Raw genomic sequence first — 15,288 nt, forward strand, 5'->3', positions numbered from 1 at the left:
CGGGGCTTGCGGTCGCCCATCTTGCCCAGGCCCACGCGTTCCAGCGCGCTATCGGCGCGTTGACGCCGTTCGGCCTTGGGCACCTTGCGCATCCGGAGCGCGAACTCCACGTTTTCGCGGGCGCTCATGTGCGGGAAGAGGGCGTAGTTCTGGAACACGACGCCCAGGTTCCGGTCCCGGGGCGGGAGCGAATCCACGGGCTTGCCGTCGATCAGGACGCTCCCGGACGTGTGCTCCTCGAAGCCGGCCACCATCATCATGGTGGTGGTCTTGCCGGATCCGCTCGGTCCCAGCAGGGTGACGAATTCGCCGGGTTCCACCACCAGGTCCAGCTCGTCGACGGCAACGACGTCGCCGTACGTCTTGCGGACCTGCCGGAGTTCAATGGAACCCTGCGCGGACGCCGTCGTCCGGGTGCTTGCTGCTGCGGAAATCACTGAAGTAGTCATGGGCCTTCCTTAGTTTGGTGCGGACACGGCCAGCGGCAGCATCCTGGCGGTGGAACGCCGTTTGAGAACGAACATGACCTGGAACAACAGCCCCAGGGTGGCCACAGTGACCAACAGGGCCGAGGACACCGCGATCTTGGGGGTCAGGTTGAACTGGATGTCGGTGAACATCTTCACGGGCAGGGTGGTGGCGCTGGGCGACTGCATGAACAGCGACATCACGGTCTCGTCGATGGAGACCGAGAAGGCGAACAGCGCCCCGGAAACCAGCCCGGGCAGGATGACCGGCAGGTAGACGTGCCGGAACACGGACAGCCATCCGGCGCCCAGGCTCTGCGCCGAATTGACCAGCGCCGGGTTCAGGCCGGCAAGGCTGGCACGCGTGGTCAAGTACACGTACGGGGTGGCGATGACGGCATGCGCCAGGCCGATGGGGAGGATGCTGCCCAGCACACCGAGCGAGATGAAGAACTGGTAGAACGCCAGCGCCAGCACCACGGTGGGGACGATCATCGGCGCCAGGATCAGCCCGACGACAGCCTGCTGGCCCGGGAACTTGCGTCCGTGCAGGCCGATCGCCGCGGTCGCGCCGAGAATCACACCGATCACGACGGCGATCACTGCAGATTGGAGGCTGGCTGTCAGGGCCGAGGTCCATGCCTTGTCAGCGAAGAAGCCGGCGACGGCGGCGAATGAGATTCCTTCGGGCGGGAACGTGATGTAGCGGCTGTCATTAAGGGCAACAGGCACCACGATCGCCGTCGGGACCACCAGGAACAGGAACACCGGAATGGAAAGCAGCGTCAGCAGTCGCTGCCGGGGATTAGTTGTCTGCATGTTGGCCTCCCGCCTTGAGCACTCGCTGGTAGATGGCAACGAGGATGCTGACCAGCACTGTCAGGATCACGGCCAGGGCCGCGGCCCCCGAGAAGTCGGTGAGCTGGCGCGCGTAGTAGTCGATCTGGTTGGCGATCATCATGTCGCCGGGTCCGCCCATGACCACCGGGGTGATGAAGAAGCCGGTGCTGATGATGAACACGAGCAAACCTGCCGCGGAGATGCCCGGCATGCTGAGCGGCAGGGTGATCCGGCGGAAGATCGAGGCTTCCTTGGCCCCGAGCGAACGCGCCGCCAGGGCAAGCCGGTCATCGATGGAGGTCAGCGAGGAGAAAATCGGGAACACCGCATACGGGAGCAGGCAGTGAACCATGCCGATGATCACGGCCAGCCGGTTGTGCAGCAGCTCAATGGGAGCATCGGTGAGGCCCACCGTCTGGAGGAAGGAGTTCACGATGCCGTTGTCCTGCAGGAGCACGGCCCACGCGAAGTTCTTCACCAGGATGCCGGTCCAGAAGGGCAGCAGCACCACGGCGAACAGGATCACGCGGGTCACCGTGCCGGAGCGCCACAGCACCAGGGCAATGACGTAGCCCAGGACCACGGTGACGACGGTGGATGCCAGGCTGATGCTCAGGGTGTTGATCAGGGAACGGACCACCAGCGGGTCTTCGAGGACGCGCTGGTAGGCGTTGCCGGTGAAGCTCGAGCCCACCAGTTTGCCCAGCGGGCTGAGGAACAGTACGACGTCGAAGGCCAGGATCGGGGCCAACAGCAGCCACCAGGTGGTGCGCCGCCGTCGGGGTTTCTCCTGCTCCGGTGCCGGGGCGCGTCCCTCCGGACGCGCGCGTTGCAAGGTTGCTTTGCTCATGTCAGCTGGCCTGCCACAGCTTGAACTGCTGCTCGGTCTTCTTCAGGTTCTCCGACCACCATTTGTCGTCACGGACCAGGATCTTGTCGGCCAGGCGCGGGCTGGTGGGCAGGGTGTCTGCGACCTCCTTGGGCAGCTTGGACAGCGCCGCGGTGTTGGCCAGGGTCAGGTTGGTGACCGTGTCGAAGGCAGCGCCGGCCTCGGCGTCGTTGGACATGAAGTTCATCAGTTTGAAGGCGGCTTCCTTGTTCTTGGCCCCCTTCGGCACCACGAAGTAGTCGCCGGCCAGGACTGCGTTTTCCGCGCTGAAGTTCAGCTTGGCGCCGTCATTGCGGGCCGCGTTGATGCGGTTGTTGAAGCTCGTGGACAGCGAGACCTCGCCCGAGGTGAGCTGCTGGATGGGCTCCTGGTTGGCCGCGTGGTAAAGCAGGCGGTCCTTGCCGGGGTGGTGGCCCAGCACGCGCAGGGCCCGGTCGACGTCGAGCGGGTAGATCCGGTCGAACGGCACGCCGTCGGCCAGTAGTGCGGCCTCCAGCACGGAGCTGTCCGAGAGCTGGTTGTAGACCGAGCGCTTGGTATCGTACTTGCCCTGGTCGAAAAACTGCGCCCAGTCCTTGGGGGCCTGCGCATCGGGGATGGCCTTCTGGTCCCAGGCCATCACGAACAGGAAGCTCAGGTACTTGATGCCGTACTCCGCCTTGGCGTAGCCGGGCAGGCCCTTGTCGCTGATGATGTCGTAGTCGAACGGCTCCAGGAGGCCTTCTGCCACGGCCGTTTCGTACTCCGGGGCGGTGATTTCCACGAGGTCCCACTGCACGTCCCCGGACTGCACCTGGGCCTTGAGCGCGGCCAGGCTGGTGTTGGCCAGCAGCGTGGTTTGGATCCCCGACTGCTTGGAGAAGGGGTCCAGAATCGTCTGGGTCAGCTGGTCATTGTAGGAGCCGCCGTAGGAGGTGACCGTGACTGTCTTGTTGGCTGCCGCGCTATCGGCGGGCTTTGCCCCGCAGCCGGACAGTGCCAGGCCTGCAAATGGGGTCAACGCTGCTGCTTTCAGGAGTTTCCTGCGGTCAAAATGAAGGGAACTGTCAGTCATCGCGGTGGTGCCTCTCAAGGCTGGGGCCCTCCCGGCGCACGCCAAAGGACGCCGTGTGCCGAAGGGGCAGGTTGGGGATTCCGCGTTCACGCTGGCATCCCGACGGCGGCGGTTCACGCCCCGAACGGCCCACACAGCGCTGAGCGGACTAGAGCTGACGCGTTGAGTCGTCGTCAGTGCCGCAACAGTATCTGTGATGTTGCACACAAGTCAACAGCTGTTTACAAACCACTTGCTTTCGGGCTGTTCTTGAGCACCGCGTCCCGGTCCATCAGCTTCTTCAGCCCGCGCTTCCGCGGCACCCTGACGGGTTCCGGCCAGCGCGGCGCCAGTGCATCCCCGAGGGTGACGCCCCTGATTTTGCGGCCAAAAAGCGGCAGCACCCAGTCGTTAACCCAACGCCGCTGCCGCTGTTCCCACTCCCGGAGGCTGAGCCGCTCCGGCGGGTCCCAGTCCTTGAGCCGGATTTTGTGGGGCACCCCGAGCTGGTCCAGCACCTGCCCGGCGAGGTACTTGTGGCCTGCCTTGGACATGTGGAGGCGGTCCGAGTCCCACATCCGCCGGTCATGGAAGGCATCCAGGCACCAGTAATCCACCAGGACCGTCCCGTATTTCACCGAGATCTCGCGGACGCGCTGGTTGTAGACCGTGTTCCGCTTCTTCAGCAGCTCCAGAACGGCCGAGACTTTGACGTCGAAGCCGGTGAACAGGACCACCGTGGCCCCGGTCCCGGCCAGTCGCGCCACGAGGTCCTCGTACTCGTCCATCAGGGCAGCCATGTCCGTGCCGATGTCCAGGATGTCGTTTCCGCCGGCGTACAGCGTGATCAGCGTGGGCTTCATGGCCAGCGCCGGTTCCAGCTGCTCGGTGATGACGTGACGCAGGCGCTTGCTCCTGATGGCAAGGTTGGCATATTCCCACCCCGGCCCAGCCTTGGCCAGTTTCTCCGCCACCCGGTCAGCCCACCCCCGGACGCCGTTGGGCAGCCGCTCATCCCGGTCCCCAACACCTTCTGTAAACGAGTCCCCCAAAGCAACAAACACCCGCCGGCCCTCACGGTCCGAGAGTAAAGGATTAGAACCCATCCACTGAAAGTAACCGGCCAAAGAAACGCCAAGGTAAACGGACAGCAACAGGACGTGCAGAAGGGTTGCGACCCAGGGGCAGAGTGCGGGGGCGCGTTTGCAGTGCCGGGTGCTAGGCGTGTCCATGAAGCCGCCGCCTCTAATCATCGGCAGCTGCTCAGTCTTTGTCACATTTTTGCGACCTATGGTCACGATCAGGTAACGTTGGCGGCTGGCCCCAATGCAGGGCCCCGGGCGCCCGATCACTGGACCCCCGATGCGCCCCTTCGGCGCCTGCTAGCTCCGGCCCTGCCAAGGGGCCCAAGGATGCTTTCCGCACTCGTCATCGTCTCAAGTGCATCAGTAGTTTCTTCCAGTCCTAGCCCGGAGGTATCTTGTTCAAGAAAATAGCCATCATAACGACCATGGGTGCTTTGTCCCTGACAGGTTGCAGCCTAGCCCCTACGACCAATGGAGCGTCTGCCCCATCCTCGGCTGGCCGCGCGTCCGCACCCGCCACTCCAGCCCCAACTGCCGCAGCCACGGCGTCTTCAGCCGCAGCGTCTCCGGCGCCCACGGCTTCGAGCAGCGGCCAGGCCCCCGCTTCGGCGGAGGCAGCCCCGGCGGCAGCCGTCACTCCGGCGCCTGCGCTGGCCGCGGCCCCGGCCCCGGCCCAGCCGGGGCCCGCAGCCGGCCAGGCTCTCGCCACTACGGGCGACGGTGCGCAGGCAGCTACCGCCTTCGGTTGGGGCCCGGTCCTGACGGGCGACGAATTCTCCAACACCGGCGCACCGGACCGGACAAAATGGAGTGTCTATAACAGTGCAGGGCATGCCGGCAAAGGCCTGCGCAGTCCCCAGGCTTGGTCGGTTGCCAACGGCGTGGCCACCGTCAGCGGAGACGCAGCCGGCACCACGGGCGGCATGTCGGCAAAGTTCGCGGAACAAAGGTATGGCCGCTGGGAAACGCGCATGAAAACCAATTCACGGGACCCGAAATACCACCCGGTCCTGATCCTTAACAACAACGCTGCCCCGAACTGTGCCGAGATCGATTATGCCGAGGGCAGCTCAGTCACCTCCGTAATGAGGTTCTTCCTGCACTACGCCTGTGGTGGAGCGGATTTCCAGACCACAGCGGCGACGCCCGTCGATGGCACACAGTGGCACAACTACGCGGTGGAGTGGACCCCGGCCGGCATCAGCGGATACGTCGACGGAGTAAAGACCTTCACTGACACGAACCCGGCGCACCAGCCCTCTGTCGCCATGAAGCAGACATTGCAGCTGGATTGGTTCCCGGACGGCTCCGCCACCAAGCCCTCGCAGATGCAGGTCGACTGGGTCCGCGTCTACAAGTAAGAAAAACCCACCAGGACCTGGCGAGTTCCAGCGGTCGTTGCGACACCCTGACTTTCGGGAGTGGCAACGACCGTGGTTCGTTAAGGTGATGATTCATCAAGATCCCGGTGGCAGGGGAAGGCCCAGAAGCGCTCGGCTAGACCTCGGCCTTACCCTGGCGCCAGTACCCCATGAAGGCAACCTGCTTCCGGTCGATCCCCACGTCCCGCACCAGGTACCGCCGCATGTCCTTGATGACGGCAGCCTCACCGGCGATCCAGGCGTAGAAAGGCATGGCGCCGGCAGGCATGGCGGGGTTCTTGGTGGCCTCGATTTCGGCTGTCTCCATCCGCGCGGGGGTCTCCCAGAGGATGTCCACGTCCACATTGACGTCTTCGGGCTCCGGGCCCGCGCCGGCGTCGGACGCTTTGATGCCCACCCAGCCGGGAACGGGAACTGCAGTGCGCACTGCATGCTGCAGCAGCTCGCCGTGCGGGCGTGAGCGGCCAATGGCGGCGCCGCGGGCAAGCCAGGTGATGTCGATGTCGGCGTCCGTCTTGAGGTCGAGGAAGTCGCCCGCTTCCGGTACTTCCAGGAGGGCGTGGCCGGTCATGTAGGACGGCAGGCTTTCCAGGATGGCGGAGATAGCGGGGATGGCGGTTTCATCGCCGGCGAGCAGGACACGCTGGGCCATTCCGGGCCGCCACTCGATGCCACCGTAGACCTCGGCGGTGTAGCACTGGGCGGCTCGGCTGTTGGGGCCGATGATAGTGATGGCGTCGCCCGGCTGGGCGTTCTGGGCCCAGTTCGCGGCGGGACCGCCGTGGCCGTCGGCGTCGAAGTGCATCACAAAGTCGACGTCAATTTCCGGATAAACGGCATCAAGCCGGGACTGGCGGACCGTGTACGTGCGCATCGAGCCGCGGACTGCGGGGTCCATGGCCAGCCATTCCCGGTACCAGCCCGCCTGCTCCATTTCGAAGACCGGCAGGGGCAGTTGCGTGCCGTCGGACGCCAGGGAAGGGATCATCAGTTTGATCCGCAGGTCGAGCGTATCTCCGTTAACGCCGAAGTCCCGCAGCGAGTAGCCGCCGAAGGTGATCCGGCGGAAGTTGGGGCTCAGCTCCTGCACCGAGGAAACGGTCACCTCGAAAGCCAAGGTCATGGGCTCGGTGGCGGCGATGTCGCGGGTCTTCATGAAACGAGCTCCAGTTCGGTTGCGGCGGTGTGGTGGCGGCCGATGGGGATGATCAGGGGCGTGCCCGAGACGGGATCGGGAATCACGCGGGACTCAAGGCCGAAAACGTCGCGGACCAGCTTTTCGGTGACAACAGTTATGGGGTCACCCAGGGCCACGATCTCGCCGCCCTTCATGGCGATGACATGGTCCGCGTAGCGTGCCGCCAGGTTCAGGTCGTGCAGGACGATGGCCACGGTAGTGCCGCGCTTGCGGTTCAGGTCCGTGACCAGGTCCAGGACTTCCACCTGGTGCGCCAGATCCAGGTAGGTGGTGGGTTCGTCCAGCAGGAGCACGTCGGTTTCCTGGGCGAGCGCCATGGCGATCCAGACGCGCTGGCGCTGGCCGCCGGACAGTTCATCGACGTTCCGCTCAGCGAGTTCCAGCGTTTCCGTCGCTTCGAGCGCGCGCTGCACCGCGGCGTCGTCACCCGTGCTCCAGCTGCGGAAGAAGCCCTGGTGCGGATACCGCCCACGGCCCACGAGGTCGCGGACAGCGATGCCGTCCGGCGCGGTGGGGTGCTGCGGGAGGAGCCCCAGGGTGCGCGCCAGTTCACGGGCCGGCCGGGCGTGGATGTCCTTGCCGTCCAGGGTCACCGTCCCGGAGGCGGGTTTGAGGAGCCGGGACAGGCCGCGGAGCAGCGTGGATTTACCGCAGGCGTTGGCGCCCACAATCATGGTCACCTTGCCCTCGGGGATTTCCGCCGTGAGGCCGTCCACCACGCAGCGCTGGTCGTATTTGAGGGTGAGGTCCTGGGCGCTGAGAACGGGCATGTCAGGCATCCTTTCGGTTGGCCGTGACCAGAAGCCACAGCAGGAACGGGGCACCGAGCGCGCCGGTGATAACACCGACGGGCAGCACGGTGCCGTCCAGCAGCAAGGGGGCGAGGTTGGCCGCGACGTAATCGGCCGTGAGGACAATCAGCGCACCCACCAGGGCCGACGCCGGGAGGCTGGCTTTGCGGGTCAAGCGCCGCGCGATGGGACCGGCCAGGAAGGCGACGAACGAGACCGGCCCGGCGGCCGCCGTCGCCACTGCGGCGAGTGCGACGGCGGTGACCACCACGGCGAGGCGGGTGAACCCGACGCGGATGCCCAGCCCGGCCGCGGCGTCGTCGCCGAGTTCCAGGATGCGCAGCGGCCCGGCAAGGGCCATGACGGCGGGGACCAGGACCAGCAGCGCCAAGGAGAGCATGCCCGCCCGGTCCCAGTTGGCGGAGTTGAGGGAGCCGTTGAGCCAGATAAGTGCGTCGGCTGCCGTGCGGATGTCCGCACGGGTCATCATGAAGTTGACCACCGCGTGCAGTGCCGCGGCGATGCCCACGCCGGCCAGAATCAGCCGGTTGCCCGCGGCGTTCCCCCGGGTGCCGCCGCCGGAGCCCAGTGACGGTCCGCGGGAGATGGCATAGATCAGCGCTGCGATGCCCAGCGCGCCGCCAAGTGCCGCCCCGGACACGGCGGGACCCGTGGCGCCGAAGATCACGATGGCGGTGACCGCGGCCGCGCTGGCTCCGTAGCTGATGCCGATCACGTCCGGGCTGGCCAGCGGGTTGCGGAGCATGGTCTGGAACAGGCCGCCGGAGAGGCCGAACGCGGCGCCGATCATCACGCCGATGACTGCCCGGGGCAGCTTGTTCTCCATAACAATGAAGCTTGCGCCCGGGATTCTCTCGCCGCCGGTCAGGTGTCCGATGAGGATCTTGAAAAAGTCCGGGACGGTCACGGTGTAGCTGCCCAGCAGCACATAGATGGCGAAAATAACCACGACGCCGAGGGCCAGGGCGGCGGTCCGCCAATGTTGCGCTATCAGTTTTGGTCGCTTAGACCCTGTTTTGGCAACCGGAAGTGATAGGTCAACGGGGGGTTTGGTTTCGACGGGGTTCACAATCCGGCTCCCTTGCCACGGCGGATGAGCCAGACGAAGACGGGCGCACCCACGAGTGCGGTCATGATGCCGGCCGGGACCTCGCCGGGAAGCAGCACAACGCGGCCGATAATGTCCGCGCCAAGCAAAAGTGCCGGCGCGAGGACCAGGGAGAACGGCAGGATCCAGCGGTAGTCGGGGCCGGTGAGTGAGCGGACCGCGTGCGGAATGACCAGGCCAACAAAGCCGATGGGCCCTGCCAATGCAGTCGCGGAGCCGCACAGCAGCACGATGCCCAAAGCTGTCACTGCACGCGTCAGGCCCACACGCTGGCCGAGGCCGCGGGCGATGTCATCGCCGAGCGCCAGGCTGTTCAGGATGCGGCCGGTGCCAAGAATAATAAGCGCCCCTACGGCCAGGAACGGCAGACCCGGAAGCACCACGGCCCAGTCGCGGCCGGAGATTCCGCCCACCTGCCAGAAGCGGAAGCGGTCCAGGGTGTCCTGGCTGGAGACGAGGATGACACTCATCAGGGAATAGAGCCCGGCGCTGAGTGCGGCGCCGGCGAGGGCGAGCTTGACCGGCGTCGCACCGTCCCTGCCCATGGACGCGACGAGGTAAACCACGACGGCGGCGGCTCCGGCGCCGATGAAGGCGAACCAGATGTAGCCGCTGAGGGAGGTGACGCCGAAAAGGTAGATGCCGGTGACCACGGCCAGCGCGGCCCCGGCGTTGACGCCCATGATGCCCGGATCTGCCAGCGGATTGCGGGCTATGCCCTGCATGGCGGCGCCGGCCAGGCCCAGGGCACCGCCAACGAGGATTCCCAGGACAGTGCGGGGGATGCGCGCGTGGACCACGGCGTGGTCGCCGTTGGCGGGATCGAACTGGGTGAGGGCCTGCCACACGGTGGCCACGGAAAGCCCCCGGGCGCCGATGGCCAGGGAAGCGGCGGCTAACAAAGAAAGTACGACGACGGCGGCCAGCAGCCAGGCAACCTGCCTGGTTCTGGCCTTCCCGCCGGGGCTAGCCCATCGGCCGGCGCCAGCCAATCCACCGGGGCTAGCCAATCGACCGGCGCGAACGGACACTTGGGGCCCTCGTTGCGACCCGACCGGGGCCCCAACTGTCCGTTCGCGCTGTCCGGCGGGTGCCGTCGTCGTACTTTCCGTCATGGAGCGGTGCTTACTTCACTGCAGCTGAGACGTTGTCCGCTGCGCGGGCGAGCTGCGGGAGGAAGGTGTCCAGCGCCCACGGCAGGCTCAGCGGCGAGGAGGCCGAGATTGCCAGGACCAGGCTCTTGTCCGCGTCGGCAACGAACGCACCGTCCTTGATGGCCGGAATCTGGCCCAGCAGGGGGTCGCTCTTGACGGCCTCGGCGGTGGCGGCATCCTCAACCGAGCTCAGGAAGATATCGGCGTCAAGTTCGTTGGCCTTCTCGGCGGCCCACGTCACGAAGAAGTCCTTGGAGCCGGCTGAAGCCTTCTCGGCGACCGGGGCCAGCTTCATCCCGATGGCTGAGAGGAACTTCGGACGGTTGTCATTGGCGGTGTAGAAGCCCGTGGCAGTGAGGTCTGCGGGATCGGTGTAACCGTAGACGAAGCTCTTGCCGGCGATCTGCGGGTACTTGGCAGCTTCCGTCTTGACGGTGGCCTCGGTGTCGGCGATGAGCTTGGTAGCTTCAGCCTCCTTGCCCAGGGCCTTGCCGATGATGGAGGTTGAATCCTGCCATGAGGTTCCGTAGGCAACCTCGGGGTGCGCCACCACGGGGGCGATCTCGCTGAGCTTCTTGTAGTCCTCGTCGGTCAGGCCGGAGTAGGCGGCCAGGATGACGTCCGGGGTGAGCTTGGCGATCTCGGTGAAGTTGATGCCGTCGGCCTCGGAGAACTGGACCGGAGCCTTGTCGGAACCGAAGCTCGCGCCGAGTTCCTTCAGCGCCGCGTCCTTCCACGGCGTGGAGCCCTGCTCGTTGCCGCCCCATTCGTTCTTGGGGACGCCCACCGGGACCACGCCGAGGGCAAGGGCAACGTCGTCGTTGACCCAGGAAACGGTGACTACGCGCTTGGGCTGTTCCTTGACGGTGGTTTCACCGAAGGCGTGCTTGATGGTGACAGGGAACTGCGAGCTGCTGGAGCTGGAGCTGCTGGCGTCCGAGGTGGAGGACGCGGGGCCGGTGGAGCAGGCGGACAGTGTGAGTGCCGCGGCGGCCAGAACGGCCGTTGCCTTGCCGGCTGACTTGAACAGCGTGCGGCGGGTGGCTCTCGGGCCGGAGAAGAGGGGGGAAGTCACGGAGCTCCTTAGGTGAATGATGCGAACCTAAGTAAGGGTAGCCTAGCCTGCTCGTAATTAGAAAAGCTTTGTATTGCGTAATTGATCATGTGACGCAATATATAGCGCCAGGTCATTGCCGGCACGGGGTGAACGATGGTTCACTCTTAAGGGGTAAACACGCGTTCACCGTGCCGCGTGACCCATCCCAATCCACACTTGAAAGCACCTGATGCCGCGTTCCAAAGCCCTGAACACCAACCGAGGCCCGTCCCCGTCCGCCATCACCGCCGTACTTGCCCTCAGCGGCACGGTGGTGGCCCTCATGCAAACACTCGTAGTGCCGCTCCTTCCGGATTTCCCCCGGATCCTGGGTATCACCGCCGACGACGCCTCCTGGCTGGTGACCGCCACCCTGCTCGCGAGCGCCGTGGCAACACCCATCGTGTCCCGCAGCGCGGACATGTACGGCAAACGCAAGATGATGGTGGTTTGCCTGGCAATCATGGTGGCCGGCTCGGTCATTGCCGCGGTTGGCGGATCCTTCCTGTGGCTGGTCATCGGCAGGACGCTCCAGGGCTTCGCATCTGCCCTGATTCCGGTGGGCATCAGCATCATGCGCGATGAGCTGCCCAAGGAGAAGATGGGCTCCGCCGTTGCCTTGATGAGCGCCACCCTGGGAATCGGCAGCGCCATGGGCCTGCCCCTGGCCGGGGTGCTGTACGAGAGCCTGGGGTGGGCCTCGATCTTCTGGGTGTCCGCTGCGGCCGGTGCACTGCTGCTTGTTGCCGTGGCCCTGGTGGTCCCGGAATCCAAAGTCCGCACACCCGGGCGCTTCGACTACGCGGGGGCGCTGGTGCTCTCCGCAGCCCTGGCTGCCCTGCTGCTGGCGATCTCCAAGGGTGGCGCGTGGGGCTGGGGCTCGGAGCCGGTGCTGCTGCTGTTCCTCACGGCCGCAATACTCCTGGCTGCTTGGGTCCCGTACGAGCTGAAAGTCAGCCAGCCGATGGTTGACCTGAGGACATCGGGCCGCAGGCCGGTGCTCATGACCAACGTGGCCTCGCTGCTCATCGGCTTCGCCATGTTCGCCAACATGCTCCTCACCACCCAGCAGCTCCAGCTGCCTACCGCCACGGGCTACGGTTTCGGGCTGAACGTCATCACCGCAGGGCTGTGTATGGTCCCCTCCGGGCTCGCGATGGTGATTTTCGCGCCTGTTTCCGGACGTATCATCCGCGTCTTCGGCGGCAAGTCTGCGCTGATCGCCGGCGCCGTCGTGATGACTGTGGGCTACGTGAGCCGCGTCTTCTTCTACGACTCCATCGCATGGGTGATCATCGGTTCAACCGTTGTCAGCGTGGGCACCGCAATCGCCTACGCGGCCATGCCCACACTGATCATGGGCGTGGTGCCGATCACCGAGACGGCCTCGGCCAACGGGCTGAACAGCCTGGTCCGGTCCATCGGCACCTCGACGTCGAGCGCCGCGGTTGCCGCGGTCCTGACCTCGGTCAGCATGACGGTGGGGGCCGTGCAGCTTCCGTCCTTCGATGCCTTCAAGGACGTGTTCTGGCTGGCCGCGCTGGCAGCGGCCGCATCGGTGGCGGCCACGGTCTTCATCCCGAAGTCCACGGCAGCCCGCCGGCCATCCGCAGCTGACACCGCCGCCTCCGTCAATACGGCCGAAATCGTGGTGCAGGGCCGCGTCCTTGCACCGGACCACCGCCCAGTCACCCCCGCAGTCGTGACCGTACTTCAGACCGCCGGCGAGCCGGTGGACTGGAGCCGGGTGGATACGGAAGGCAACTATTCGGTGGCCCTTCCCGGCGCCGGGAAGTACCTCATGGTGACCAATGCGGCAGGCTGGGCGCCGATGGCCGAGGTCTTCGACTTCGACGGCCGCACCCGGCACCAGAACTTCCTGCTTCGGGACCGGCTGGAGATCAGCGGACTGGTCACGGCCGGAAGCGCGGCTGTGGCCGGCGCCGTGGTGACGCTCCTTGAGGCAAGCGGGGGTTACGTGCACACCACCCTTTCGGACGACGACGGCGCGTATGCGTTTCCGCTGCCCCTCGCCGGCCGCTACATCGTGACCATGGTTGATCCGGCGACGCACCAGGCCATGGCGCGGAAGCTCGCGGTGGACAACCGCTCCGTCACCGTTGATCTCGCCGCGCCGCGTGTGGAGGAAAAGTCCATGGAGCCGGTGGGCGCATGAGCAGCCACGACGCGATCTTCAGCTCCGCCGGGCGGCTTTTCGGGGAACGCGGCTACCGCGCCGTCACGGTGCGGGACATAGCCGCCGACGCGGGCGTTTCGGCGGCCCTGGTCATGAAACTCTTCGTCTCCAAGGAAAAGCTCTATGCCGCCGTCCGGCCGGACGAATCGCAGCTCGCCGAACTGGAGGTCCCGACGTCGGAACTCGGCAGGGCCCTCGTCTTCCGTGTGTTGATGCGCCGGGAACGCGGAACGCAGGAGCCGTGGGCCATCATCCCGTTCGCCGTGCTGGACTCCCCCGACCCCGAGGCAGCCCGGACGGATGTCCGCGAAAGGTACCTCGCCGCCATCGCGAGCCTGATCGGAGACACCACACCGGAGCGGCGGTTCGCCTCCACCGTGGTGGCCCTGATGACCGGATTCGGCGAGTCCGTCCGCACCCTGGGCCTCTTCGACGGCTGGAACTTTGACGAGCTGGTGGGACACTACGGCGCAATCGTCCAGGCCCAGATCGACGCGTGCACGGCTGCCCTCAACCAATAGCAACGCGGGGTCACATATGGCCCTTCCCGGCGGGAATTTTGGGCGTAATGTGACCCCGCGTTGGGGTATTGAAGACTGGTCAGCGGAGCACGATGTCCACGGGGTTCGCCTCGGACCGCCACTGGCCTTCCGCGCCGGGCCTGGGCCGGATCACCGGGGCGGTGAGCACGCCGGAGCGGTTGGTGCGCTTGTCCCGCAGGATCTCCGTCACCGAGCCCAGGTGCCGGGACAGGTCGATCACGTTCTCCGGAGCGGCCAGCAGCAGCTGGAAACCGAACTCGTGCAGCGCCTTGATCCCGGCGCCGGCAAACTCCTCCGACGCCAGCACAAACGCCTCGTCCATCATCACGGTGCCGTAAGTGGTGAACCCCTGCTCGGCGATGCCCAGCTGGTAGCTCAGCGCCGCGGCCATGATGAACGCGGTGAAGCGCTGCCGCTCGCCGCCGGACATGGAGCCGGTGTCGGCGTGCATGTAAACGTCGGTCCGCTTGCCGCCGCCCTTCCTGCCCGACGCCGGTCCGGTCACCTCCCGGTGCTCCTTGCACTGGATAAACAGGTGCCCGCGGACATCCAGCACTTCGGCGCGCCAGCGCCGGTCCTCGGGGGTGGGCGAGCCGAGCCGCTTTACGAGCGTTTCGAGGGTCTTGTACCGGGCGGTGAGCTCGGCGTCGTCGCCTCCCCCGCTTTCCGGGCCGGAACCCGGGCCGGATCCGGCGCGGGCGGGCCGCGTGTGCCGGGCCTTCAGCGCGTTCTGGATGGCGTCCTTGAACTGCTTGGCCGTGGCCGGCAGGGTCTGCTTGATGTCCAGTTCCAGGAAGCTGCCCTCATGGAAATTGACCTCGGACAGGATGCCGTTGAGCGGCAGGATGCGGCTGGTGATGGACCGCCGCTCCTCGTCCAGCAGGTGCAGCAGCGTGCTGAACGATTCATGCGTGCGCTGGTTGAAAAACTGCCGGAACTCGGACTCCTGGGCGGGCAGGCCGTCGCTGATGATGGCGTGGTAGCGGCCTTCGAACTCCCCGGCCGCACCGATGGAGGTGCCGTGGTCCGCGGAGATCGCGGAGCCCCACTCGCGCACAAAGCCCTCGAAGATCCGGGTCAGCCGCTCGGAGGTTGCCTGACCGCGCGTCTCGGCGGCGTGCAGCTCCCCGAGCAGCGCCGTCCGGACGCGGTTGGCCAGGTTGTCCAGCTCATGCATCTCGCTGACGTCGCCGAAGTCGGTGAAGTACGGTTCCAGCGCTGTCACTGTGGCGTCCGACGGCGGCGCCTGCTCCAGGCGGGCACGTGCGGCTTCCAGCAGCGAATCGGCGGCGCTCATTTGCCGGTCCAGTGCCTTGTATTCGCTTTGCAGGACTGCTGCGGCTTCGGTGCTGGCCTGGTGTTTCTGGCGGGCCGTCTCGATGTTGGCCCGCAGCGGTTCCAGGTCGGCCTGGGCCGCGAGGGCATCCTTGAGCCGCTGTTCAATCCGGGTAAGTTCATCGGCGGCGACGGCAGCGGACACCTGTT

General features: G+C 66.1%; 14 protein-coding genes. 3 read left to right on the top strand and 11 right to left on the bottom strand.

Features of this window, described 5'->3' with window-relative positions; translation table 11 throughout:
• The 5 genes from V6M49_RS19670 to V6M49_RS19690 form a co-directional block, all read right to left on the bottom strand.
• Window positions 1–449: ABC transporter ATP-binding protein (locus V6M49_RS19670; RefSeq protein WP_332762846.1), on the bottom strand; the 449-nt coding region annotated here is incomplete at its 3' end.
• A gap of 9 nt (window positions 450–458) precedes the next feature.
• Window positions 459–1,286 carry an ABC transporter permease gene (locus V6M49_RS19675; RefSeq protein WP_104063678.1) on the bottom strand — a complete coding sequence of 276 codons (828 nt, stop codon included), beginning with the start codon at window positions 1,284–1,286 and terminating at the stop codon, window positions 459–461.
• A complete protein-coding gene (locus V6M49_RS19680) occupies window positions 1,273–2,157 on the bottom strand; it encodes an ABC transporter permease (RefSeq protein WP_332762848.1) in 885 nt (294 codons plus the stop codon). The genes V6M49_RS19675 and V6M49_RS19680 overlap by 14 nt, the downstream gene beginning before the upstream one ends.
• 1 nt (window position 2,158) lies before the next feature.
• Window positions 2,159–3,250, bottom strand: a complete 1,092-nt coding sequence (locus V6M49_RS19685) for an extracellular solute-binding protein (protein WP_141138737.1) — start codon at window positions 3,248–3,250, stop codon at window positions 2,159–2,161.
• 221 nt (window positions 3,251–3,471) lie between these two features.
• Window positions 3,472–4,335 carry an SGNH/GDSL hydrolase family protein gene (locus tag V6M49_RS19690; protein WP_332762850.1) on the bottom strand — a complete coding sequence of 288 codons (864 nt, stop codon included), beginning with the start codon at window positions 4,333–4,335 and terminating at the stop codon, window positions 3,472–3,474.
• Between the two features lie 404 nt (window positions 4,336–4,739).
• On the opposite strand from V6M49_RS19690, the gene V6M49_RS19695 reads away from it, so the two are divergent.
• On the top strand, window positions 4,740–5,675 hold the full coding sequence (locus V6M49_RS19695) for a glycoside hydrolase family 16 protein (protein ID WP_332762852.1): 936 nt from the start codon (window positions 4,740–4,742) through the stop codon (window positions 5,673–5,675).
• A 136-nt stretch (window positions 5,676–5,811) separates the two neighbouring features.
• Here the strand turns inward: V6M49_RS19695 and V6M49_RS19700 are convergent, their stop codons facing one another.
• The 5 genes from V6M49_RS19700 to V6M49_RS19720 form a co-directional block, all read right to left on the bottom strand.
• Complete coding sequence (locus V6M49_RS19700) at window positions 5,812–6,852, bottom strand: siderophore-interacting protein (RefSeq protein ID WP_141138739.1); 1,041 nt, start codon at window positions 6,850–6,852, stop codon at window positions 5,812–5,814.
• The gene (locus tag V6M49_RS19705) at window positions 6,849–7,664 is read right to left on the bottom strand and encodes an ABC transporter ATP-binding protein (protein ID WP_332762855.1); all 816 of its coding nucleotides are present in this window, start codon (window positions 7,662–7,664) and stop codon (window positions 6,849–6,851) included. Before V6M49_RS19705 ends, V6M49_RS19700 begins: the two co-directional genes overlap by 4 nt.
• Before the next feature lies 1 nt (window position 7,665).
• On the bottom strand, window positions 7,666–8,700 hold the full coding sequence (locus V6M49_RS19710; RefSeq protein ID WP_332762863.1) for a FecCD family ABC transporter permease: 1,035 nt from the start codon (window positions 8,698–8,700) through the stop codon (window positions 7,666–7,668).
• Window positions 8,701–8,771: 71 nt separating this feature from the next.
• Window positions 8,772–9,929 (bottom strand): FecCD family ABC transporter permease, encoded by a 1,158-nt coding sequence (locus V6M49_RS19715; RefSeq protein WP_442959773.1) that lies wholly within the window; start codon window positions 9,927–9,929, stop codon window positions 8,772–8,774.
• Between the two features lie 10 nt (window positions 9,930–9,939).
• Window positions 9,940–11,043: an iron-siderophore ABC transporter substrate-binding protein gene (locus tag V6M49_RS19720; protein ID WP_332762858.1), complete on the bottom strand. Its 1,104-nt coding sequence runs from the start codon at window positions 11,041–11,043 to the stop codon at window positions 9,940–9,942.
• 211 nt (window positions 11,044–11,254) lie between these two features.
• Here V6M49_RS19720 and V6M49_RS19725 point away from each other — a divergent pair, with 211 nt between their 5' ends.
• Both V6M49_RS19725 and V6M49_RS19730 read left to right on the top strand, forming a co-directional pair.
• Window positions 11,255–13,240: an MFS transporter gene (locus V6M49_RS19725; protein ID WP_332762859.1), complete on the top strand. Its 1,986-nt coding sequence runs from the start codon at window positions 11,255–11,257 to the stop codon at window positions 13,238–13,240.
• Window positions 13,237–13,782 (top strand): TetR/AcrR family transcriptional regulator, encoded by a 546-nt coding sequence (locus tag V6M49_RS19730; RefSeq protein ID WP_332762860.1) that lies wholly within the window; start codon window positions 13,237–13,239, stop codon window positions 13,780–13,782. The genes V6M49_RS19725 and V6M49_RS19730 overlap by 4 nt, the downstream gene beginning before the upstream one ends.
• Before the next feature lie 79 nt (window positions 13,783–13,861).
• Here V6M49_RS19730 and V6M49_RS19735 read toward each other — a convergent pair.
• On the bottom strand, window positions 13,862–15,288 hold a 1,427-nt coding region (locus tag V6M49_RS19735), incomplete at its 5' end, for an SbcC/MukB-like Walker B domain-containing protein (RefSeq protein WP_332762861.1).

Origin of the sequence: Pseudarthrobacter sp., assembly GCF_036675385.1 — a bacterium.
In the GTDB taxonomy this organism is placed as follows: Bacteria; Actinomycetota; Actinomycetes; order Actinomycetales; family Micrococcaceae; genus Arthrobacter.